19 protein-coding genes are annotated in these 20,620 nt (G+C 50.6%); 14 read left to right on the top strand and 5 right to left on the bottom strand.

Annotated elements, in window-relative coordinates:
• Positions 1-177: 177 nt before the first annotated feature.
• Positions 178-912: a replication protein RepA gene (locus PN498_RS13275; RefSeq protein ID WP_272063288.1), complete on the top strand. Its 735-nt coding sequence runs from the start codon at positions 178-180 to the stop codon at positions 910-912.
• A gap of 598 nt (positions 913-1,510) precedes the next feature.
• On the opposite strand, the gene PN498_RS13270 is transcribed toward PN498_RS13275, so the two are convergent.
• The 4 genes from PN498_RS13270 to PN498_RS13255 all read right to left on the bottom strand — a co-directional run bounded on the left by PN498_RS13270 (position 1,511) and on the right by PN498_RS13255 (position 5,763).
• Positions 1,511-2,203 (bottom strand): hypothetical protein, encoded by a 693-nt coding sequence (locus PN498_RS13270; protein WP_272063287.1) that lies wholly within the window; start codon positions 2,201-2,203, stop codon positions 1,511-1,513.
• A 78-nt stretch (positions 2,204-2,281) separates the two neighbouring features.
• Positions 2,282-2,779 carry a hypothetical protein gene (locus tag PN498_RS13265; RefSeq protein ID WP_272063286.1) on the bottom strand — a complete coding sequence of 166 codons (498 nt, stop codon included), beginning with the start codon at positions 2,777-2,779 and terminating at the stop codon, positions 2,282-2,284.
• Between the two features lie 223 nt (positions 2,780-3,002).
• Positions 3,003-5,408: a tetratricopeptide repeat protein gene (locus tag PN498_RS13260; RefSeq protein WP_272063285.1), complete on the bottom strand. Its 2,406-nt coding sequence runs from the start codon at positions 5,406-5,408 to the stop codon at positions 3,003-3,005.
• A gap of 52 nt (positions 5,409-5,460) precedes the next feature.
• Complete coding sequence (locus PN498_RS13255) at positions 5,461-5,763, bottom strand: hypothetical protein (protein WP_272063284.1); 303 nt, start codon at positions 5,761-5,763, stop codon at positions 5,461-5,463.
• Positions 5,764-6,277: 514 nt separating this feature from the next.
• On the opposite strand from PN498_RS13255, the gene PN498_RS13250 reads away from it, so the two are divergent.
• The 13 genes from PN498_RS13250 to PN498_RS13190 all read left to right on the top strand — a co-directional run bounded on the left by PN498_RS13250 (position 6,278) and on the right by PN498_RS13190 (position 20,190).
• Positions 6,278-6,874: a hypothetical protein gene (locus PN498_RS13250; RefSeq protein ID WP_272063283.1), complete on the top strand. Its 597-nt coding sequence runs from the start codon at positions 6,278-6,280 to the stop codon at positions 6,872-6,874.
• Between the two features lie 288 nt (positions 6,875-7,162).
• Entirely contained in the window at positions 7,163-9,919 is a 2,757-nt protein-coding gene (locus PN498_RS13245; protein ID WP_272063282.1) for a hypothetical protein, read from the top strand.
• A 41-nt stretch (positions 9,920-9,960) separates the two neighbouring features.
• The gene (locus tag PN498_RS13240) at positions 9,961-10,662 is read left to right on the top strand and encodes a hypothetical protein (protein WP_272063281.1); all 702 of its coding nucleotides are present in this window, start codon (positions 9,961-9,963) and stop codon (positions 10,660-10,662) included.
• A 10-nt stretch (positions 10,663-10,672) separates the two neighbouring features.
• Complete coding sequence (locus tag PN498_RS13235) at positions 10,673-11,713, top strand: hypothetical protein (RefSeq protein WP_272063280.1); 1,041 nt, start codon at positions 10,673-10,675, stop codon at positions 11,711-11,713.
• 19 nt (positions 11,714-11,732) lie between these two features.
• On the top strand, positions 11,733-12,443 hold the full coding sequence (locus PN498_RS13230) for a hypothetical protein (protein ID WP_272063279.1): 711 nt from the start codon (positions 11,733-11,735) through the stop codon (positions 12,441-12,443).
• A 4-nt stretch (positions 12,444-12,447) separates the two neighbouring features.
• A complete protein-coding gene (locus tag PN498_RS13225) occupies positions 12,448-13,968 on the top strand; it encodes a hypothetical protein (protein WP_272063278.1) in 1,521 nt (506 codons plus the stop codon).
• Between the two features lie 64 nt (positions 13,969-14,032).
• A complete protein-coding gene (locus PN498_RS13220; protein ID WP_272063277.1) occupies positions 14,033-15,151 on the top strand; it encodes a hypothetical protein in 1,119 nt (372 codons plus the stop codon).
• Between the two features lie 87 nt (positions 15,152-15,238).
• Positions 15,239-15,940, top strand: coding sequence for a nucleotidyl transferase AbiEii/AbiGii toxin family protein (locus PN498_RS13215; RefSeq protein WP_272063276.1), 702 nt, complete (start codon positions 15,239-15,241; stop codon positions 15,938-15,940).
• Positions 15,937-16,233 carry a hypothetical protein gene (locus tag PN498_RS13210; RefSeq protein ID WP_272063275.1) on the top strand — a complete coding sequence of 99 codons (297 nt, stop codon included), beginning with the start codon at positions 15,937-15,939 and terminating at the stop codon, positions 16,231-16,233. Before PN498_RS13215 ends, PN498_RS13210 begins: the two co-directional genes overlap by 4 nt.
• Before the next feature lie 245 nt (positions 16,234-16,478).
• On the top strand, positions 16,479-18,050 hold the full coding sequence (locus tag PN498_RS13205; RefSeq protein WP_272063274.1) for a type IV secretory system conjugative DNA transfer family protein: 1,572 nt from the start codon (positions 16,479-16,481) through the stop codon (positions 18,048-18,050).
• Positions 18,051-18,085: 35 nt separating this feature from the next.
• Positions 18,086-18,757, top strand: a complete 672-nt coding sequence (locus PN498_RS13200) for a hypothetical protein (protein WP_272063273.1) — start codon at positions 18,086-18,088, stop codon at positions 18,755-18,757.
• The gene (locus PN498_RS13195; protein ID WP_272063272.1) at positions 18,750-19,451 is read left to right on the top strand and encodes a hypothetical protein; all 702 of its coding nucleotides are present in this window, start codon (positions 18,750-18,752) and stop codon (positions 19,449-19,451) included. The genes PN498_RS13200 and PN498_RS13195 overlap by 8 nt, the downstream gene beginning before the upstream one ends.
• A 10-nt stretch (positions 19,452-19,461) precedes the next feature.
• Positions 19,462-20,190, top strand: coding sequence for a DUF6753 family protein (locus PN498_RS13190; protein WP_272063271.1), 729 nt, complete (start codon positions 19,462-19,464; stop codon positions 20,188-20,190).
• 237 nt (positions 20,191-20,427) lie between these two features.
• Here PN498_RS13190 and PN498_RS13185 read toward each other — a convergent pair.
• The coding region (locus PN498_RS13185; RefSeq protein WP_272063270.1) for a hypothetical protein at positions 20,428-20,620 on the bottom strand (193 nt) is incomplete at its 5' end.

The raw sequence follows: 20,620 nt of genomic DNA, 5'->3' as shown, positions 1-20,620 counted from the left end.
TGTAATCATGTTTAATAAAGTGTTTGACTTCGCCTTCCCGTCTCAGGCTTTGAACTTGCGACGTTCTAAAGAACGATTGCTTTTTTGAAGAGACGAGTGCTAAAAACGACAAAACCCTGCGCGGCGGCCAACCAATGCAGGGTTTTGAAAAGCTAAATTGAATTTAGAGAATCGAGAATGCCGAAGAAGCACCTCTCCCATGTTCAGCATAGGCTGTTGGATCTTGCTGTGCAAGTCAAAGAACACGGCTACGAACCAGAAAAGGCTTTTGTAAGCCGGGAGATGGTGCAGGCTACCCTGCCCCACAAAAACCCCGGCGATATTCCCGCTTGGAGCCGCCGCAACGGAAACTACGCTCTCACCATGCAGCCGGGCTGGGATACCTGGGAGAAGCGGTCTTATGGCTATCCTTACGGCACGATTCCCCGGTTACTGATTTTCTGGCTCACAACCGAAGCCCTACGTACCGGCGATCGCCGGTTGGAGCTGGGAAACTATCTGGCTGACTTTATGCGCAAGCTTGGCCTTGACCCGTCCCGTGGCGGCAAGCGCGGGGACGCTAAGCGGTTGCGTGATCAGATGGAGCGTCTGTTCCGGGCGCGTATCAGTTTTGAGTATCGGGATGACAAGCAGCAAAGCTGGTTGGACATGCAAATCGCCCCTAAAGCGATGACGTGGTGGAGCGATAACCTTGCCGAGCAGCGAACCCTATGGGAGAGCTATATCGTGCCATATGTTCAGGCCAAATGCCTAACTGAACTCTACGCGTACCACGACACGCGTCTTAAAACGATCACCGCCATTGACATCGAACGTAATGATGCCAAAGCCTCCTGGTCCCGGCTCCTCAACATCATAACGTCGCGTGACATCACCAAAGCGAGTACGATAACTCGTCAAACTAGCCCCTGAAATTGGCTCACCGGTTTCGGGATTTACGTCTCCTTCCCAGGTACCCCAATCCTCGAACTGCTCCTGTACTGGGATAAGGGCATTATCGAGTACCGTTGGATCGAAATTTTCATCAGCTATCAATACTCTTAAAGCTGAATCGATACCGGCAGTCGTCGATCCGGTAAACGCAATAGGGCTCAGGAAATTGCGTTGCACCTGAACGGTTGCAAAACCTGGATTTGGACCTAATTTCTCATTTCGCTGGCGTCCCCATAGTGGATTGATAGTGCTATTGCGACGTTGTGCGAAGGGCGTTTCGTTATTGGTGAACTCTCGAATGACAAACTCGTTCTGCGCCGATTGCACCGCTGCGACCACATCTGGGTCGTCAGTGGGAAGAGTGTCGCTGGTATCGCGAGCAACGTTGGAGGAAAGGAAGGTATTGAAAACTCGATCGGCTGTACCATCGACACTCAACGTATAATCCAGCGTGTAGTTTGTGCTTGGTCGTATAAATAGGAAACTCGATCTGCGTTGTCTTGTAGCCACCAGAGCTGCGCTACCCAAAGTCGTCGCTTTAATGAATGTTCGTCTGCTAGATGTCATCAGAAGTTACTCAAAATATCCAATCGAATACTTCCTCGATGACCTCGAACACGGCATCTCCGTCTGAACTAGGTTCCGTGCGATCAGCGCCATCCGAAGAGCGAGGCTGTGCTGGTGTGCCGCTTGTTGAACTTAGGGTGCCCTCTCCTCTAATCAACGTGGCTTGCATAAAATGCAAGTAACATGACCCATTTAAGGCTACATCCTGACAGATCAGTTCCAACGCTATGTGGTTTGGATTGGCACCGAAATCAAAATCCTGCAAATCGATTAGCGCACTTCTTGATTCGCCAGACCTCAGCCCTAAATATTCTTCTCTGACACTGCCGCTTTGATAAATATAGGCATTTATTAATGGGTTGCTGCTTGCAGCCGAGTCAGATACACCCATTTCTATATCCAGCGTCACGTATTGCTCGGGAATACGGCAAGACACAGTGTATCGATAACTCTCTGGTACTGCTAACGTAAATATGACATCGTAGACTTGCCGCGATATCGAACGCACCGTACCAGCATCTTGAACATACAGCCCATAGTCAAGGTAGTTGAAACCATTGTATGTGCTTGATTTGATGCATTCTCCGCCTTCGAGAATGTTCACTGTTAGGTCAGGCTCTGTGCGCTGGGCAACAGCGCTTTCAACAGGCAGAAAAATGAACGAAGGTAAGAATAAGGCAAGTGTCAATCGGTGATGCCACATCGTGTAAATCCCTAACAGACTCAGAATAGTACGAACCTTTCATCCCTATAGACCGCTTATCGCTGAAACGGTTAGCAACTAGGACTGAGTTGCCCTCGTTAACAGTGTTGCTTCCATTACTTCCATAACGCAGTGCTGATATTTATTAATTGCGCTCTGGCATTCCATTTCTAGAGCAATCTGGTCTGGACTAGCCGAATTCGGATCTTGCAAATCAATTGTTGCTGTTGCAGTAGAACTCGCGACTAAACCTAAGTATTCTTCTTTTGGGATTCCTGATTGATAAATTCGGGCATTAATAAGGGGGCGATCTGATGCTTCTCTATCAGCTACGCCAATCTGCATACGTAAAGTTGCGTAGTCTTCGGATACCCGACAAGTCAACGTAACGCGATGACCTAGTGCCGTTATCATCGTGTATACGATGTCTCTAATCTGCCGATCGATGGCCTTTGTTGTACCTGTTTCTTGGGTAATGAACCGACTGTATTGAAGTGAAAGGGAACTATTGTCGGTTGTCGTTTGGGAAACTTCGCAGGCTGAACCATCATGAAGTCGGACCGTGTCGTCCGGCACAGTGCGCTGTGAAAGGGACGTCCTCGGAAACAAAAATATTAGCAAGGTAACTAGGAAAGCGAGTCCCATAACTCTATAAGCCGACTTCGCGATCATCGCAGTTTACACCCTAAAACGACTAATCAAAAAACATGAAACGAAAGCAAACTCAGTGAAATAATACATTATTCTTTCTGTGAATTCATATAGATGAAAGACCAGAACACACGGAACAACAAAGGGACTAATTTGACTGTGACTCTAGATGTTTCCCTGCCGACGTCATCTCCAATCGCAATTGTGCAAGGTTTTCTTCAACCTTTTGTCGGGAAGGAACAATGCCACACGCCTCAAAAACACCTATAGCCTTCTCATAGAGCGCCTCGGCCTGGTCATAGGTCTTTAATCGAACGAGCATCTTGGCAAGATTGTTATAACTGACAGCCGTTTGCGGGTGATTTTCACCCAGCATGGCTTCGTTTATCTCCTTTGCTTCCTCATAGCAAGCTTCGGCGTCCTCGTAGTGTTCCTGCCGTTCATACAGTTTGGCGAGTAGGTCTAGACTTTGGGCAATGTCAGCGTGATTCGGCGGTAGGTTTTCTCGGCGTACAGCAAGGGCGTTCGTAACCTGCTGTATCAAGTTATTTACACTGGTATCCTGCTGCTGAAACCGAGTGACCGCTAAGCTCATTTGCGCCTCGGCGACACCAAGGCTATCTTCGCCCAATTCTTTTTCACGTATCCACAAGGCCCGTTCGGCTGAGACGATCGCCTCATCGAAATCTGGTCTTCCACGGGTGAGGGAAGCTAATGGGAGCAATACTTTTGCTACTTCCAAAGACTCCACACCACAAATTGCCTCGTTCAGTGCCAAAGCCTGCTCAAGATGGGTTTTGGCTTTGGCGGCATCACGCTGAAAGTAGGCAATCAAGCCCAGATCGTAGTGAGCCTGGGCAAATTGTAGGTCACGCTCAGTGAAGTGCTTTATTGCATTACGTAGCCCTTGTTCTGCCCAGTGAAGCCCTTTGCGGAACATGCCGTTTCCCCGGTAGTAACGAACCAACCCAGTAAATAACTGCGCCGCTCCCGCCGGATCGCTATCGGACAATAGCTCGGCCGCTGCTACTTCCGCGTGACTAAGAATGGATGTAAAGGTATCAAGATCTTCTTTAAATGGTTTCTCCGGTATTTTTTGAGTCTGATTGATCAGGGCAGTACAAAGGCACCTATGGTAAATCTGATCGGAATCAATTTCAGCGATTTTACTTTTGAAGAACGTTCGCACCAGAGAATTCACCGTATACAGATCGTCACCAACGGATTCCAACAAGTGAAGCGCGGTCAGACTCTGACGGGCCGGTCGCAACCGACCCTCTTTCAGGATGTCAGCCATGGCTTCGTTCATCAGCGACCATGGAAAGGGATCTGGCGACAACAGGCTTATCACACATGCAAGGCACCGGGCGTCTTGCAATAAGCGCTCCCAACTCAATTCAAAGGCCGATTGTGCACCGCGTTCAGCAATACTAGTCAGATTGGCTCCAGAAAAGATGGGGTACTCAAGAGCGCATGCCTCCAAATCCTCGAACGCTTCGTCAATTGTTATGGAGTCTTCCAGCTGCAAGTAGCGACCCATCACTTCCAGTGCTAGAGGTAACCGGCCAAGCCAGTCGCATAGTTTCGATAGCGTCTCACCCGCATCATCAAGGCGTGAATCTTTTCCCAGCAACATTTGCATCATAGAGACCGCTTCCGATAGAGACGGCGGGATAATCTTCACTTGGGGGGGCATTTTATGCTCGGACGTGCACAAAAAATGAAATCGGCTATCGTTTATCAGCCGCAATTCCTTGATGTGGTTAGGTTCAGTAACATCATCAATAACGAACAATACTTTGCCGGAATCGCTAGGCCATTTTTGCCAGCAGTAACGCAACTGATCTTCAGGCGGCAATTCATCAGGCACTAGGATATTCGCATAGCTTTTAATAAGTGTGACTAACCGGTCAGCAACCTTGCCGTCATGGGCGTTGCACCAAAAGACACCACCGCGATAGGCCGTTAGATACTGCCAGGCATAGCGTAAAGCGGTATCAGTCTTACCAACCCCCGCCATACCGACCAGGGATAACAGTCCTCCACCCTCTTCGTCGGTAAGTCGTTTGTGTATTTCCTCGAGAATCGTCTTGCCGCTGTACTGGTCCACTATCGCTGTAGTGCGATGCAATAGATCTTTTCCACAGCGACGCAAATTATGTTGCGGTGTAGTCGTCTCTGCTTGAATGGGTATTGCAGCCTGCTCTTCAGCTGTTGGTTGAGAGATTTCCCAATCTTCCTTAGTCTCTCCGACAACTATTCCATAGTCATAAGGGTTGGCGTCGTCACCACATAAAACTTTAATAACACCAACGAATAAATCGTTGTCGAAAGGCCTGTTTAACTTAAAAAAATGGCTGAAATGAGAAGTACTATAGCCAAATTGAGAAGCTAACTTCGCTTGGGATCCTACTTTCATTTCTCGTATTTTCTTGAGGTTTTCTGCCGTATCTCGATCTTTAAGTTTCCATTTCCTCATAACGCCGTCCGATATTAACCTTCCAAAACTATAGCAGCGTTTACCAAGAGTACTTGAGGTTACATCGTCGCTCATAAATAGGCTCCCTAAAGAATACTTCAGGGAGCCTCCTAATAAGACGAAGAGCCTATCTATATTTCCTCGGAAGATCACCAAAAACTTCTACATTAAGTGGCTTCCCCTTCCTATATGCTTCTTGAAATACGTCTACTAGTTGGAGGACATTTGCTCCAGGATCTTCCGCATCATGGCAATAATATCCCCAAAAAGGATACGGAAAAGAGAATGCTCCAGTATGTCTACATGCATCCACGACAAAGGATGCAGCATCCCAGATTTGCATATGTTTAAGGTTCTTCAATCGTTCACTGGAGATCACAATCGCATCTCCATTATTCATATGATTCAGTCGATAAACTTGAAGTTTCATCAGCTTTCCTCAAGAAGGTCAAAAGACCTCAAAATCGAAATTCTGAGGTCAAACGGTTGAGGAGTTTCTGAAGATTTTTATCAAAAAAGTCTATAGAAAATAGAACTATTTTCTATAATCTCAAATTCAAATCAGCTCCATTGAGCTTTTTGAGGCGATTTTTTGCATGCTACTTATGTCAGATTTAAGCAAATCAATCTGTTGGATTTAATGTAAATAAATCTTTAGCGAAATTGCGCAATTGCGCAATTTCCTACGCAACACGCAACCGTGCCAGAATGCAATTAACCGGCTAGATAAGCCGTTCACAGGGAAAACCAGCAGCGGCGTTATCAAAAGCCGCTGCTTTACTAATTCCTCTGTGACTCTGTCAGATACAACATCTTGTTATTGAGATGTCTGATCTCTTCGGGGTATATGGAAGCCGCATCACTTGTTGATTTTCACAGCCAATATTTGTGATATGAGGCTTACTTTTTCTGCCCGTCGTGTTGTTCTTTTTGTTCTTAAATCCATGCAACGTTCAACTACTCTGACTGTAAAGAAAGCCATGTTCTCAAAACAGCAATGTACTTTTGTTCAACGGGCCGCTTTTGGCTTGATAGCTGCACTACTGCTTCACTTGATTCTTACGACTTTTCCGCTATCTCCATCCCTAATTCGTATTGGTATCTATGGAGGAATGATCGTCTTCTATTCCGTTGATTTGATGTACAGGCCGCCGACGTTTCTACGCCGTATTACGCAAAATCGCACCCGTGCCTTACTACTATTTAGCGGGTTACTGACGATCTCGCTCCTCGTTTCCATATTTTGTATGCCAGCTTCTGCTCAATTTTTTGGTGACGCCGAAGCGTTTTTTCAAAACAGTTTTCCACAGGCATCGACGGCTATTCCATTGATTTTTAACGCATTGCGCGTAATTTTCATCATCTATGTGGCGATCGCGTTGATTTCTGTACTCCAGGCTTTTCGCCAGGGAGAAGATTGGCTATCTGTCGCCCGTACCCCAGCGGTTGCGGTACTTGTCATTGCGATGGGGGATGTGATCACCGGCATGGTCATTGGAGACGTTTTACCTCAGGCAGAGCAAAGCCTACTCTTGCCATGACACCTCAAAAACGCTCCGTCAATACAACGTTGGGCCAACATCCCAAACTTGGCCCCTTCCCGGCTGAGTTACTGCTCCCCCTACTGCTCGCGATTGTCATAGGTTATTTCGCCCACGCTTTTCTGGGGCTGACCTTGCTCCAAGCCGTGTTTATCAGCGCATTCTTAGTTGCGACGTGGTGGCTGACAACGGGGGGCAACAGCTTTCGGTTTATTAGCCGGTTTTCCAGGTGGTTCAAACCCAACTGGCGACGCAGTGCTTGTTTCTATCAACCATGGATTTCACATCATGATTGCACCCTTAAAAGCTCAAAAGCGTTTCGCTCAAACGCACAAACCCGGCGACGCTTTTGAAACTCATTTCGATTACATTCCTATTGAAGGAACCCTGGACGGTCAAATAATGGGGGCCCTTCTCGTTAGTGAGACCCGCAACCGACAGCGGTTGTCTTTGACCTTTGTCTTTGAGTCCGATGGCATTCATCCCACAACGGGCGAAGAGATGGCTGAACAGCAGCTTCGCAAGCTGGAGCGGGGGCTTGCCGCCCTTCCCCAAGGAGAGCGACTCCGGCTTCACGCCACAAAGTTTCCTTGCGATCAAGAGCGCCAAGCCGTGCTGAGCGCTTCGACTGCACAGACCGATAACAAGGTTGTCAAACTATATCTCTGCTCGGAAAAGACGCGTCTTCAACAACTCACGGGAAAAGGGCTACGGCAGAGCTTAAAACTCTACTTCTATGCCACGTGGTCGCTAGGATCGATGAATCAGGCGGCAGGTCCGATCGAGCGATTTTTATGCCTGATAGAAAACTGGGTAGAACAGCTACAGCCTCAAAGCGATGACCCTGCGGGAGATTTTCACCGCAAGCTTTGTCAGGCCTTTGATGAGGGCTTCCAGACCTGGCTGAATATATTCTCCAGGATGGACCTGCCGGTGCGGCCGTTATCGGCGGCCGAGTGCATGCAACAGCTCAATCGCACCTTTCAAACTGATAGCACTGCTCTTTCCCATTGCCTGCATCTGACAGAGGAAGGCGTTGTCGAGGAGGTGAACAGCCAGCGTGCGCCAGCCACACTCCTCACCAAAAACGCGCTACCGGAGGCCTATGAAGACTATGTGCAGATCAATGACTGCTACATTGGTGCGCTCACCATGCTGGACAAACCGAGCGGTTGGGAAAGCGCCTACCATCAGCTGTCCAGTCTGTTTCAAGTCCTGGCGCAGGCTGAGGTCAAGGAAACGGATCTGTTTGTGGAATTCTCTGCCGTAGATACCCAGCAGCAGAAATTAGCCTTACAACTGCTAAATCGTCAGGCCAACACCAGCATAGAAAAAGCTGGGGAGCAGAATGCCAATGATGTGCAATCAATGTTCAATGCGGAGCAAAGTACCCAGGCGCAATACGCCCTCATTGCTGGCGCTGTCACCATAAAGGTCGGTTGCACGGTACTGATTCAGCGCCGGAGTCGTGCGGCTTTAGCGGCGGCGTGCAACCGGTTTATCAGCCACGTCCCCTACATGGCTAGAGAGCCTCACTATGCGGCACAGGCATTTTTGCAAACCCTCCCCGTTACGGCTGGAAAGCTGCAAGTGTATCCTCCCTTCGATCAGCGAATGATTTATCTCAGCAATGAAGCAACCGGTCTTTTACCCGTTCTCAAACCCCGATGCCATGACAAAGAAGGCTTGGAACTGGTGACAGAAGAGGGGAATTGTCCGCTGTGGATTGACTTCTTCAACGTTCACCCGCTGTATGGGGCACGTCATGGCGGCATTTTTGGCCAAACCCGATCAGGTAAATCAGTGTTGGCGGCCAGTATCTTAATGCTGGCGATGGCCAGGCAGATGCCGATAACAGTGATCGATTACCCCAGACCTGATGGCACCTCAACCTTTACGGATTTTGCCAGTCAGGCGGGGGGAGCGTATTTCAACGTTCAGCAGGAAGCCATCAATATCCTGGATATTCCAGACCTCAGCGGCTTTAGCGAGGCTGAACAAGCAGAGCGGTTCGCCCAATACCAAAACGGTCAACTGACAGTGTTGATGGAGATGGTGGTGGGCGAAACCCCAGGCGATCAATTACCAGGGGGCAAAGACAGTATCAAAGCAGTTCTACAGCTGGCCCAGCAGGAATTCGCGAAGGATGCCTGTATTGCTGATCGGTTCCGTCAGGCCCACCGCGATGGTCCAGCCTCGATCGCCTGGCAGCGGATGCCGACCTTGCACGATTTTGTCGCGTTGCTGGAACCGGATCTGCTGGGCCTTACCAGTGAGACAGAACAGAAGGCTTTGGCCTACTGTCAATTGCAATTACGCAGTTGGCTACAGAATCCTGGGGTTGGTCGCGCTATCTCAAGACCCAGCACCATACAAAGTGACGCCTCTCTGGTGGTCTACGCGCTTACCAATGTGACGGATGAACGGGAGATGGCGGTCATGGCACTGAGCGCCAATCTCATGGCAATGCAGCGATCGCTCGCGGCAGCGGCAAGCCTGTTCTTCATTGATGAGTCGCCAATTTTAATGCAATACGAGCAGGTCAGTCTGATGGTTGGTCGCTTATGTGCCAACGGTGGTAAGGCTGGTATCCGGGTGCTGCTATCAGGGCAAGACCCCGATACCATCGCCACCTCCAAGGCCGGTCCTCAGATCATGCAAAACCTGAGCGTTACTCTTATTGGCCGCATTCAAAACACAGCGGTTGAGAGCTTTGCTCGTCACCTGGGGATACCCGCATCCATTCTCCGTGAAAATGCAGCCGCATCCTTTTTACCCAACCCACAACAGATGTACAGCAACTGGCTGGTTGTCGAGGGTGGCACCTTTACCCGTTGCCGGTTTTATCCTTCGGCAGTGTTGCTGGCCTTGACGGCTAACAACACCAACGAACAACGTGCCCGAACGACAGTCCTGGAACACTTTCATGAGCAACCGCTTGAGGGCCTAGCAGTATTTTCTCGGTTGTTAACCCATTCAATTCAGTCCGGTGAATCGTTAGACGACGTCATCACCACCTGGCTGCAAGCGAATGCTGCTTATTAGCAGCCTTTTCGACCATTAGTCGTTTCATTTCAACACTCACAATGAACAAGAAACTCATACCGGCATTTATTGCCGGCACCCTTTGTCTAACCCAGACGGCGGCAAGTGCTGCGGGGCTGGTTGATTTCACAGGGCACTTCAACAATGCCTTTCAAGATTTGCTGCACGTTTTAGAGGACACGATCGCGGAGGAATATTCCCCACAAATTGCTGGTTTGATGCAGAAAGCGGTGAATCAAGCTGTTGGCGTCTTTGGCTATCCCGCGCCCTATACAGTTGCTGAATCGATTGAAGAACAGCTCGGTGAACTTCCTCAACCGGATGTTACGCAACCGGTTCCTATGAGCGAAACCGCTGATATGGAACAGACATTTAACCGTGATCTATTGAGCCAGCAAATTGAAACGGTCTTGGGCAAATCAGGACAGGATGCGGCTGCTCAGCGGACTGAAGGCGTTGAAAGCCTGATTTCCCAAACCCAGTCGCACGCGGATAGGGCACAAGCTGCCGTGTCAACGCAAGCCGCTATCAAGGAGATGGTCCAGCTTCAGGCTGATAGTGCAGCGCTCCTTGGCACCCTTCACAGAGAAACGCTGCAAAGCCGTCAGGATACGGCTGCCCAGTCCCTAGCCGTGGTTGATATATCCGAAAGCCTCGACCAACAACGTGATATTCACCGTTTGGAGCGGCGAGGTGAGGTGCTAACGAGCCTTGAGCAAGCGGCGGCCGCCCGATTGTTTTAGGAGGACCGCCATGATAACCGCATCTCTACTTGCCCAAACGGCGAAAACTCCTTTAACAAAAGGAGCTGCTGAGATTTTTGAAGTGGGGCGTCAAACCTCGGAAGCGATTTCGGCTGATTTTGATGTCTTGTGGCTCAATGTCTTGAACGGCGGTTTGTATAAGGCCGTTGCCGATGTGGGTATTTTGCTGGCCGTGCTGAGCCTGGGGCTGTTTCTGGTGCAGTGGGCCGGGCAGATGATGTATGGAGAAGGGGATAAGGCGTATACGGAATTGATCTGGCCACTCATCGTCGTTGTTCTTTTGAGCGGTGACGGCGCTGTTTTAAGCTCGGTCATTTTAGAGCTTCGCAGTGTTGGCAATCAGATAAACAATTCTGTTCTCGTGAGCGCCGTTCTCAATGAATCCCTACAGGTCTCTTATCAACAGGCCAGAAGCGCGGAAGCACTGGAAAATACCCTGTCCGTCAGCATTGCAGAATGTGTTGAAAGTCAGCCACCACCCCAGCAATCCACCTGTATCGAAAAGGCCCGGCAAGCACATAAGGAACAACGGCAGCAGTTAGACCTCCCGTTTGATGAACAGGACAGCTGGTTAGGCAGTGCCTTGCAGTTTGTCATCCGAAACTTGCTCTGGGCCTTTCACAGTGCCTTCCAATGGAGCGTTGAGCTTGTTCTGCTAATTACGTCGCTGCTTGCCCCGCTGGCTATGGGGCTATCCCTACTGCCATCGCGAGGCAAGCCCATCATCGCTTGGCTATCAGGGTTTTCCGGGGTTTTCCTGATCAAGCTCAACTTCAACCTGATTTCGGGACTCGCTGCTTATGCAGTCAGTCTCAGCGGGTTCACGTTGCATTCCTTACTGTTGCCTGTGCTGCTCGGTGTCATGGCCCCCATTCTCGCCGTCGTTGTTGGCCTCCAGGGCGGTGTCAGCTTATTCAACGCCCTGAGCACTGCGGGCATCTATGCCTACTACCGAGCTGCCGGAAGTGTTGCAGGCAAAACACTTCGAGGTGGTCCTCGGCTTCTCCGTAGTCGTCGTCGCTTGAAATAACCTTTTTGGAGGTATCGCTATGACACCCTTCACACCTAACCGTTTCTCGGGGCTTGCTTGGTTACTGAGCGGCAGCCTGGGAGTTAACGTTCTCATCTTAGTCATCGTTGTCGCTCAAGGATTCGCCATCCGCAATGTCGGGGCAAAAGACACACAAACCCTCGTTCAAATGCACGATGGCAGCGCTTATAAAGTGCAACCGGTTGCCGCTGAAAGCCGCACGCCAAAGGTTATCAAGGTGTTTACGACCAACACCTTGACCCAGCTATTTAACTGGAACGGCACGATTGTTGACGTCGAGGGCAACAAGATACGAGACCCTGGCATCGAGATAGAAACCTCTGAGGGGAGGGCGAAGGTCCCCACTGCCAGCGTTACAGCGAGTTTTGCGCTGGCAGAAGATTTTCGTCTGCCGTTTTTAGAAAAGATTGCCGAGTTAACACCCTCTGGTGTCTTTAATCACAGCACTCAAGTGGTGCTGATTATCGATAACGTTTCGGAACCGCAAGAAGTCGCGACCGGCAAATGGAGGCTTAAGGTGATTTCCCATTTGGCTGTGTTTAAGCGTGGCCTATCACCAGAACAGACGATCCCTTTTTACCGGGAAATTACCGTTCAGGCGACCTCCACACCAGTCGTCCCAACAGGGGAAACTCCCCTCGAACAGGCCGTATATACCGTCAGACAGGCCGGTCTCATCATTACCGATATTCGTCCCATTGAGAACTAACACCATGGAGCACTCTACTGAAGATCCCGACAAGTACTATTTGGAGTTAGCCAGTTTTCGTATTGATGAGGAGCCGAGTGACCCTGATGACAGCGTTCCCGAAGAAGAAGACTCCAAGGAAAAATCTCGCCGTTGGTCATCCAATCCCCTTGTACACCTGGCCGTGGTCGCCACTGTCGTCGCCACTTTCTGTTTTGGCCTCTACATGCTTGTCGGCAATATCGGTCCCAAGGCTGAATCGGAACCTCCTCTTGAGGAGAGGGATGATACCGCGTTGTCCTCTGAATCAGAAGGAGTCGATGATGGTCCCGTGAAAACCGATCTGGCTTTTGGTCAACAAAGTGACGACCTGTTGTCCCTTGACGACACGTCTCAAGAAAATGCCACAGAGACTTCTGAGACCAGTGCTGATCAAAGGACAGCAACAACCGTCAGCACAACATCCCGTCAGCAGTCTGTACCAGCCGCGCCTATTCGCCGTGTTTCATCATCGCCACCCTCTCCTCCCCCTCCGCCAATCTCGCGGCCCTTGCCGGTAACACCAGCGTCAGCTCCACAGGTAACGCCGTCATCGGAATCGGCAACAGTGTCTGAGCCGGTAATCGCGGCCTTACCTTCTCCTTTACTCGTTGAACCAGAAGACACGCTTGCGTTGGATACCCTAACGGTGATCAGTGGCGAGACCATCATGGCGGAACTGGAACAACCCACGATCATCGGTCTGACCTTACCTTTGAAAACCCGGTTACGACTCACAGAACCGCTTGAATTCCCACAAGGGGAGGTCGTTCTGCCAACGGGGTCGGTGCTCATTGGTGAGGCGCGGACGGACGGCCAACAGAGTGCCTGGATTGAGCTGACGGCCGCCGTGATTGGTCATGAGGAATATCCGCTCCCGGATCAAGCGGTCATCGCCATGGGAGAAAACGGTCCCTGGCAGCGCCAGACACCTGAGGCTGATAACGGCCTCAACTTGGAACAGATTCTTCTGACTGGCGCGATCGCAACCCTTGATTTAGATCAAGATGATTTTCTCAGTGGTATCGTCCTTGATGTCTTGGGCCAACTCAGTGAACGGGAAGCCGCTCAAGTAAGAGAAGCTTTGGAGGCGGAACAGGTCTGGATCATTCCTGGGGAAACAGAAGCGATACTCCATATCAACCAGTCCCTTGAGCTACCGGTTCTGGAGACCCCGTCCACAGCTTTTCCAGAGTCAACACCGAACGGTGCAAAGGGAAGCGAAGACATCAACGCTTACCCAGCCCCAGCCGTCAACATTGCATTAAAACCGGATACCCCGCACGTTATTCGGTTTGTACAGACGCAAGACGTTATTGTTCAGGCGTGGGTGAGTGACCCGACGATGGTTCGTCTCCGCTACGACTGGCCACTGGAAACAGGCTACACCCGCGCTATTTATACAACCCTCAAGGAAGACAGCTCGGCCACATCCACTGTGCTCCATGTGCTGACCGCCAGCAATACCGGTAAACGTCGATTGCATCGCTTTACGTTAGAGCGCTGATCGATCGACAGGCTACTGACGCAAAAGATTACCCGCAAAAATTACTCACTATGGAGGTTGCTTCATGAAATATCCCTCTTTGTCCCTGTCTTTCCAGGGGCTGTGCATAGGAGCCGTGATGAGCACAGGCATGATTTCACAGCCCATCATGGTCCAACCAGCGATCGGTGCACCGGATTGGCAGTCACGCACTTTTGCCGATTTGGATGGATTCAAATGGCCTGGCAATGTTTCCGTCCCAGGATATGTTGCTGCTCTCTTGGGATACGATCCTTCCCGGCAATGGACAGGGCAGGAATCCCTTGGCGACGTGTTGTGGCTGGGTGACTTGCAAGGCAGTTATGCCCCCAGTCACCTAAGTCTCGAAGACATTCAGGCCTTAACCGGCCAAGACCTCACGGCTGCTGCCCTTGATCAATTGCTTCTGCTCAGCTGGCAATCTCTCGGGGATGTCGTGACAGCAGTGCCTGCTCTCGCCAACCTATCGCCTGCATCAGTACCCGTCTTGCAGGAGGTGCTGGCAGCAGCGGCTATGCCTGTTGATATACAGACACCCCTTGAGGAGCTGATAAAGACGCCATCCACTGCCGCCTTACCCCTCGATCAAGCCAATCTCGGTGCTTACCGCGTTGCGGATATTCCCGGTCTCATGGAGACACCGCTGCAAAACTTCCGCGACTTTGAGCGAACCCCTTTGGCCGGTGTCCCTGGCCTGACCTCGATTCCATTGGCGCGTTTCCCCGGAGTTGCAAATCACGGCTTGCCGACCCCAGTTTTAGCGGACATCGTGTTTGGCGAGGCTGAAGGCCAAGTAAATCGGACTGTCAGTGGAAGTTATCAAGAAGGCTTTGCGGTGCCGTGCGTTCAAAACTGTGCTCATGTGGAACTTGGTTGGCCTTTTGAAGGAATGCAATGGGTCAGTGGACTGTCTCAGCAGGTGCAAGGCGGGTACGGGGTGTTAGGGCAAGTCAACAATGGTCTGGAACCCACCGGACGACATCCCTTCGGCGACAGCTTCAAGGTAGCTGTCTTAGAAACCGATGAAGTGCTCGGCATCGCTGAAACCGGGCTCTTCTTTCGCTTCTGCATCAAACGCCGCTTCCTTGACCTTGGCTGTACCCCCTACTTTATTGGGCCGGTGCCATGGTTCCCCATTCACGAAACAGAAATGACGGTTTTGTAAGCCAAACACAGAACTCGCAATTAACCGGACGACGGAGTTCTGGCTTTAGTCATTTCCCTAAAAATGTTACTCTCACAGACGTTAACCATGAAAACATTTGAACCAAACCTAGCCACATTACCGTCAGCACAACTAGCATTGTGGCCAAACCTAGCAGAAACACCCAAGGATTTTGTACTGTATGGCGGAACCGCCATTGCCCTGCAACTTGGACATCGCAAGTCGATTGATTTCGATTTTTTCAGCCATAAACCTTTTAACCCAGATAACTTGCATCGGACTATTCCCTATTTACAGCAGGCTGAAGCTATCCAACGTGAGCCCAATACTCTCACTTGTCTGGTAAATCCAGAGAACACAACAGATCCGGTAAAAGTTAGTTTTTTCGGCGACTTGCCTTTACAAACAGTGCGAAAGCCATTGTTGGCTAGCGATAATCGTCTGAAAGTAGCTGACTTGCTGGATTTGCTCGGCACTAAATGCGCTACCGTTAGTGCCCGCATTGAGCAGAAAGACTACATAGACATTCATGCCATTTTACAGCGCACACAGCATAGCCTTAGTGACGGACTGGCTGCGGCCAAAACAATTTATAACAAGCAATATCATCCCTTCATGACCCTCAAAGCACTGTCTTCCTATAAAGAAGGTGACTTGAATTTGCTTAAAGAATCTGTCAAGCATGACCTACAACGCTTCGTGCGGCAAGCTGAATTGGCAAAAATACCGCGTTTGAAAGCTTTCGGCGTTATTAGTGCGACTAAAGACAACAGTTTGGCCATGGAATGAGAAAGATAGCAGCACCTGGAAAAGTTGCACCGGAATTAATGGCTGTTGCTCAACGGATCATCTGGTTTATGGAACCGGATGTCGTCGTTAACATGCCGACCAAATTCCTGTGTTATCTGATGGAATACGGCACCGATCAGGATGTGCTAACTGCCCAGCAATATTTTACAGAGAGCGATTTTAAGACTGCCCTAGATAATTCGCCGCCAGGCATTCTCAGTCGGCGTTCCTGGGCCTACTGGAATCTAATGCTTAATCACGATTCCGAGAAACCCATGCCGAAACGCTGGTAGAGAACGTTTTCATCAAGCTGCTGCTTGTAGATACCCTACCCCAACCAATCTTTGGACAAAGTGTAGTCAGCAACATCATCTCACGATGCGACTCACGTCATCATTCTCTTCAGTTTTTGAAAGTCATGTGTATCCTACCTTTCTCCTCAATAGTAGGATCTGTTCTCCTACCGCTACAGATCCCAGAACCATCATTCTCAGCCCTTTCTTCGATTACTAAACATTTTTCCGCCTCGACCGGACTCATGCTATTGATCGCGTTTGCGGTTTTCGGTGTGACAGCCTTCCTGGGTAAAGGCAGCGGCAAAAAAGCTAAATTGGCAGATGCCCGCTGGGCGACTCGCAGCGAACAACGGCGGGCCGATCGCCGGGCGCTCCGACAAATCAAAAACAGAGAACCGGCCAAGGTCTCCCTTTCTATCGGTCTGCCTGGCCAGAACAAAAGCCAACACTTCCCGGATGTGCAGCGTGGGGTAGCGGTGCTGGGAGCCCCTGGGAGCGGTAAAACCTACAGCGTGATTACCCCCCTCATGGTCTCTGCTCTACTGCAAGGCTTTCCGATCATTCTGTATGACTATAAATATCCTGGCCAAACAGCTGACTTGGCCCCCCTAGCGAAACACTTGGGCTACGACGTGCACATCTTTGCCCCAGGGTATCCCGAATCCAGCACCTGCAATCTGCTGGACTTTATGGCCAGTGATACCGATATGGCCATGGGCCGTCAGATAGCCCACGTTCTTTACCGCAACGCCGCCGGTAGTTCGGGGAGCCTGCATAACAGTGATTCCTTTTTTACCAATGCGGGAGAGCAAATTATTGTTGCCGCTCTGTCCCTTGCCAAAGGCTCTCCCTATCCCGATTTGGCCTCGGCACAAGCCATTCTCAGGCTGCCTGGTTTGACAGAACGGTTGCATACAGCCTTGTTGCCCCTATGGAACCGCTTGAACTTTGATCAACTGCTGGCTGTTGCCGACTCCGAACGCACCGTCGCCAGCATTTTGGGCACGGCTGCGGGGTATTTTACCCGGTTCATGGATCCTAACCTTCTCAATGCCTTCATTGGCGCATCCACATTACCGTTGGTGCTGAGCGAACGGCAACTGATTGTCATTGGGATGGATAGGGAACGTCGGGATGCCGTGGGTCCCCTGATCGCCAGTGTTCTCCATATGCTGGTGGCCAAAAATACGACTGCCAGTCGCGCTACGCCGTTGATTGTTGGCTTGGATGAATTACCGACCCTCTATCTTCCAAGCCTGGCTAAATGGATTAACGAATGCCGAGATCAAGGGCTCTGTCTTATTCTTGGCGCACAGAATCTGGCGCAAATGGAAAACACCTATGGCTCGCAAATGAGCCGCGCTATCTTTGGGGCCTGTGCGACCAAAGCTCTGTTTAACCCTGGCGAACCTGCCTCTGCCCAAACCTTCTCTGACTTACTGGGAGAGGAGGAGATAACCTTCAAGACTCAATCCAAAAGCCAATCTCAGGGCAAGGCCACCATTAGCCGCAGTGTACAACGCCGCATTCGCAAATTGTTTGCGCCCAGCGATTTCCTGCGGCTCCCCCCTGGCCAAGCTGTCTTTCTGAGTCCCGGTTACGGCAATACCCAGAATGGCAGCCTGCCCGCACGAATCGCCATTCGCGTGCCCCTCAACATCATTCGTCTAACTGATAAAAGTCGGATCGCCTGGAAGCGTCTGCGATCGTTACTCATCGAGCGGCAACGACAACCACCCCTAGACGCTGCCGAGTTGGAAACGCGGATGCGCCATGCTGAAACTCTCCTTCCATCGCCTGACTCAACTGTTTAATCAATGGACTGTTCTGCTGTTTCAGAGGTCAATTCATGCCATCCCCGTCCATCATTCCTGATAGCACCTTAGCGGCAATCTCTTCCCTCTTGCAAGAAACTGCCAAAACCCCAAAACCACTGACCGTGGAACAACTCCTCATCAGAGAACGTAACGTGCTTCGCACCATGCTCAGGAATGGCCACAGCCATGATGATATTGCGCTTGTTTTTGTCCACAACCAGCTTACGGTCTCTGGCCAAACGGTTGAAGCCGTTCTTGCCAGGCTCGGTAAAAAGAAAGGCGTCAAAACCAAACAAGGCGATACGTTGGCTGAAGAAGCCCTTACCGTCAGCCATGATGCGGCCGGAGCGATCGCAGCAGAATGGAAGCGACTCAGCACCATTCGCAAGGGCTTAACCCGCCAGGAACTGGTTGCCGCCATGCAGGACGATATCCAAGCTGCTCTTGAGGTTGGCTATACCTATGCCGATATTGCCGCCTTACTAACCACCAAGGGGATCAAAATTGCGGCTTCTAGCTTGCAACGTTATCACCGCGTAGCAAAACAGCCTGCCAACGCGTCAGAGTCTCCGAAAGCTTTGAACACCAAGCCTTCAGGCGATGAGAGTGAGACGCAGACTGCACAGCCGCCCTCTTCCCGGCCTGCCCCCTCGCGCTTCAAAAGCCCCACCAATCTGTTAGATGAGGAGTTTATTAATGATTAGGATTCATTGGTGTGGTGGCATTGCCGGTGGAGTGGGTAAGTCCACGGTGTGCTTTGCCATGATCGCCTTTTTGGAAGCGTTGAAGGTTTCCTGCATCATCGTGGATTCTGACCGCGATAAGCCCGATGTCTATCGCGCCCATAAGGACATCGGCTGCCGACGCGCCATTCTGAGTGAAGCCGAGCGTTTTGAAAACGGCGCGAACGCCATCTTCGAAGCGGCGGTGGAAGAACAGAAACCCGTGCTGGTCAATCTTGCTGCCTCTAGCTTTAACGCCCTGTGTAGCTGGGTGGAGAATGCTGACTTATTACTACTGGCGCAGGAATACGACATCCGGTTCACATACTGGTTTGTCCTGGATGGAACTCCCACCAGCAGCACGTTACTCAAACGTGCGCTGAAGCACTTTGATGGCGGTATCGACTTTATTGCGGTCAAAAATTACGGCAAATCCAATGACTGGCGCATCGTTGATGGAGATGCTGATTTAGCAACGCTCTTAGAGCAGTACCAGGTGCCCGTCGTGTCTTTTCCGAAGTTCCATGGGGAGGCGGAGCGACAAGCCATTCTAGATAAACGTCTCTCGCTGCTCAAAGCAGCACGCAGCCCTGAGTTCGGGATTATCTCACGGCAACGGGTGAAGAAGTTTCTACGCGAGAGTGCTGAAGCCTTTGATCATGCTGGTATGTGGTGAGGAAAAGCCAATGACACAGCCCAATTCCCCCGGACCCCTCAGTCAGAAAGCGCAATCCTTACTCGATCAGGCCCTTGCCGGTGAGAGCGATCGGGTTAAATCGCGGGTCTTACAACTGGTGCTTGACGCTGGCATTGATCCGGAGGAAGAGTTCTTCCTCATTTCCGTTGGCCTCAATCACGTTAAGGTCTTGCTTGAGGATGCGCCCCAGCAGTTAAACAGCTGGTCAGAGCTGCTAGTGAAGGAGTTGAACCTCTGGTCGGACAGCTATTCTGAAACACTGCAACTGATTGCTGAAAAGGCACAAGCTACCAATGCTCTGCTGGAGACAGCTGGGCAACTGGCCACGTTTCTGACGTCCCATACCCAAACCTGTAATGCCTTGGTACGACAACTTCAGTCAGCCCATAATGTCTGGGGGAATTCCTGGGAAGAACAAACTGAGGTCAATACCGCTCTGATGGATGCCCTTACAGCCTTGCCAGAAACTCTGCGACAACAAACTGTGCAACTAAAAGCTCTCACGGCTGAAGTCCAATCTGCTCGAAAACCGGATCCCCTACAGGCACTCGGTTTACGGTCTAATTCTAATCAACACGTGTTGCTCTACGGTCTGGTGGGCAGTATCGGTATCCTTGCCGCAGGCTTGATCGCTTTCCTTGGTCTGTATATCCATGACCGGGATTTGGTGCGGTCCACTAAGACTAAAGTGGAGTATCTGTTCCAAGAGCAAAATTGATGAGACGGCATTGAGAGAACATTCCACTCTGTACCGGGTTCAATGTCTCGATCCTGCCAGGGCTTGATTTTTCCCTGGTGTTTGAGCAGGGCAAGATGATCCTCGAACTCTTGTTTAAGGTCTTCATCCCGATGAGAATACAAGATAAACACACTAAGGGGTTGAGACATGGCGGAAGCAAATTTTGCTGGGAGAATTTGCTTTCCAATATAACCCTGCTGTTCTCACCAGTTGTAGTCAGGGCCTCCACCGGAGTCTGGGAATGAGACAAGTTGGGGTGATGGAGCCGACTTGATTTTGGACAAATAGAGTTGTGCCTGCGCTGCAACCACAGGCTGTGAGTGCCCCAAACCAGACAACTAAGCCGATTGTTGAGTGTCCTTGCAAGGACAAAGCTTTTGCGATGGATGAAACTTGACCAGCGGACAGG

It is taken from the genome of Oscillatoria sp. CS-180, assembly GCF_028330965.1.
Classification (GTDB): domain Bacteria; phylum Cyanobacteriota; class Cyanobacteriia; order Phormidesmidales; family Phormidesmidaceae; genus Halomicronema.
This window is presented reverse-complemented; position numbering and strand designations above follow the sequence as displayed.

What these genes read in the sequence shown, in the direction of transcription:
- PN498_RS13275 (WP_272063288.1), top strand. Translation starts at nt 178, where the DNA reads ATGCCGAAGAAGCACCTCTCCCATGTTCAGCATAGGCTGTTGGATCTT.
- PN498_RS13270 (WP_272063287.1), bottom strand. Translation starts at nt 2,203, where the DNA reads ATGTGGCATCACCGATTGACACTTGCCTTATTCTTACCTTCGTTCATT.
- PN498_RS13260 (WP_272063285.1), bottom strand. Translation starts at nt 5,408, where the DNA reads ATGAGCGACGATGTAACCTCAAGTACTCTTGGTAAACGCTGCTATAGT.
- PN498_RS13255 (WP_272063284.1), bottom strand. Translation starts at nt 5,763, where the DNA reads ATGAAACTTCAAGTTTATCGACTGAATCATATGAATAATGGAGATGCG.
- PN498_RS13250 (WP_272063283.1), top strand. Translation starts at nt 6,278, where the DNA reads ATGCAACGTTCAACTACTCTGACTGTAAAGAAAGCCATGTTCTCAAAA.
- PN498_RS13245 (WP_272063282.1), top strand. Translation starts at nt 7,163, where the DNA reads ATGATTGCACCCTTAAAAGCTCAAAAGCGTTTCGCTCAAACGCACAAA.
- PN498_RS13240 (WP_272063281.1), top strand. Translation starts at nt 9,961, where the DNA reads ATGAACAAGAAACTCATACCGGCATTTATTGCCGGCACCCTTTGTCTA.
- PN498_RS13235 (WP_272063280.1), top strand. Translation starts at nt 10,673, where the DNA reads ATGATAACCGCATCTCTACTTGCCCAAACGGCGAAAACTCCTTTAACA.
- PN498_RS13230 (WP_272063279.1), top strand. Translation starts at nt 11,733, where the DNA reads ATGACACCCTTCACACCTAACCGTTTCTCGGGGCTTGCTTGGTTACTG.
- PN498_RS13225 (WP_272063278.1), top strand. Translation starts at nt 12,448, where the DNA reads ATGGAGCACTCTACTGAAGATCCCGACAAGTACTATTTGGAGTTAGCC.
- PN498_RS13220 (WP_272063277.1), top strand. Translation starts at nt 14,033, where the DNA reads ATGAAATATCCCTCTTTGTCCCTGTCTTTCCAGGGGCTGTGCATAGGA.
- PN498_RS13215 (WP_272063276.1), top strand. Translation starts at nt 15,239, where the DNA reads ATGAAAACATTTGAACCAAACCTAGCCACATTACCGTCAGCACAACTA.
- PN498_RS13210 (WP_272063275.1), top strand. Translation starts at nt 15,937, where the DNA reads ATGAGAAAGATAGCAGCACCTGGAAAAGTTGCACCGGAATTAATGGCT.
- PN498_RS13205 (WP_272063274.1), top strand. Translation starts at nt 16,479, where the DNA reads ATGCTATTGATCGCGTTTGCGGTTTTCGGTGTGACAGCCTTCCTGGGT.
- PN498_RS13200 (WP_272063273.1), top strand. Translation starts at nt 18,086, where the DNA reads ATGCCATCCCCGTCCATCATTCCTGATAGCACCTTAGCGGCAATCTCT.
- PN498_RS13195 (WP_272063272.1), top strand. Translation starts at nt 18,750, where the DNA reads ATGATTAGGATTCATTGGTGTGGTGGCATTGCCGGTGGAGTGGGTAAG.
- PN498_RS13190 (WP_272063271.1), top strand. Translation starts at nt 19,462, where the DNA reads ATGACACAGCCCAATTCCCCCGGACCCCTCAGTCAGAAAGCGCAATCC.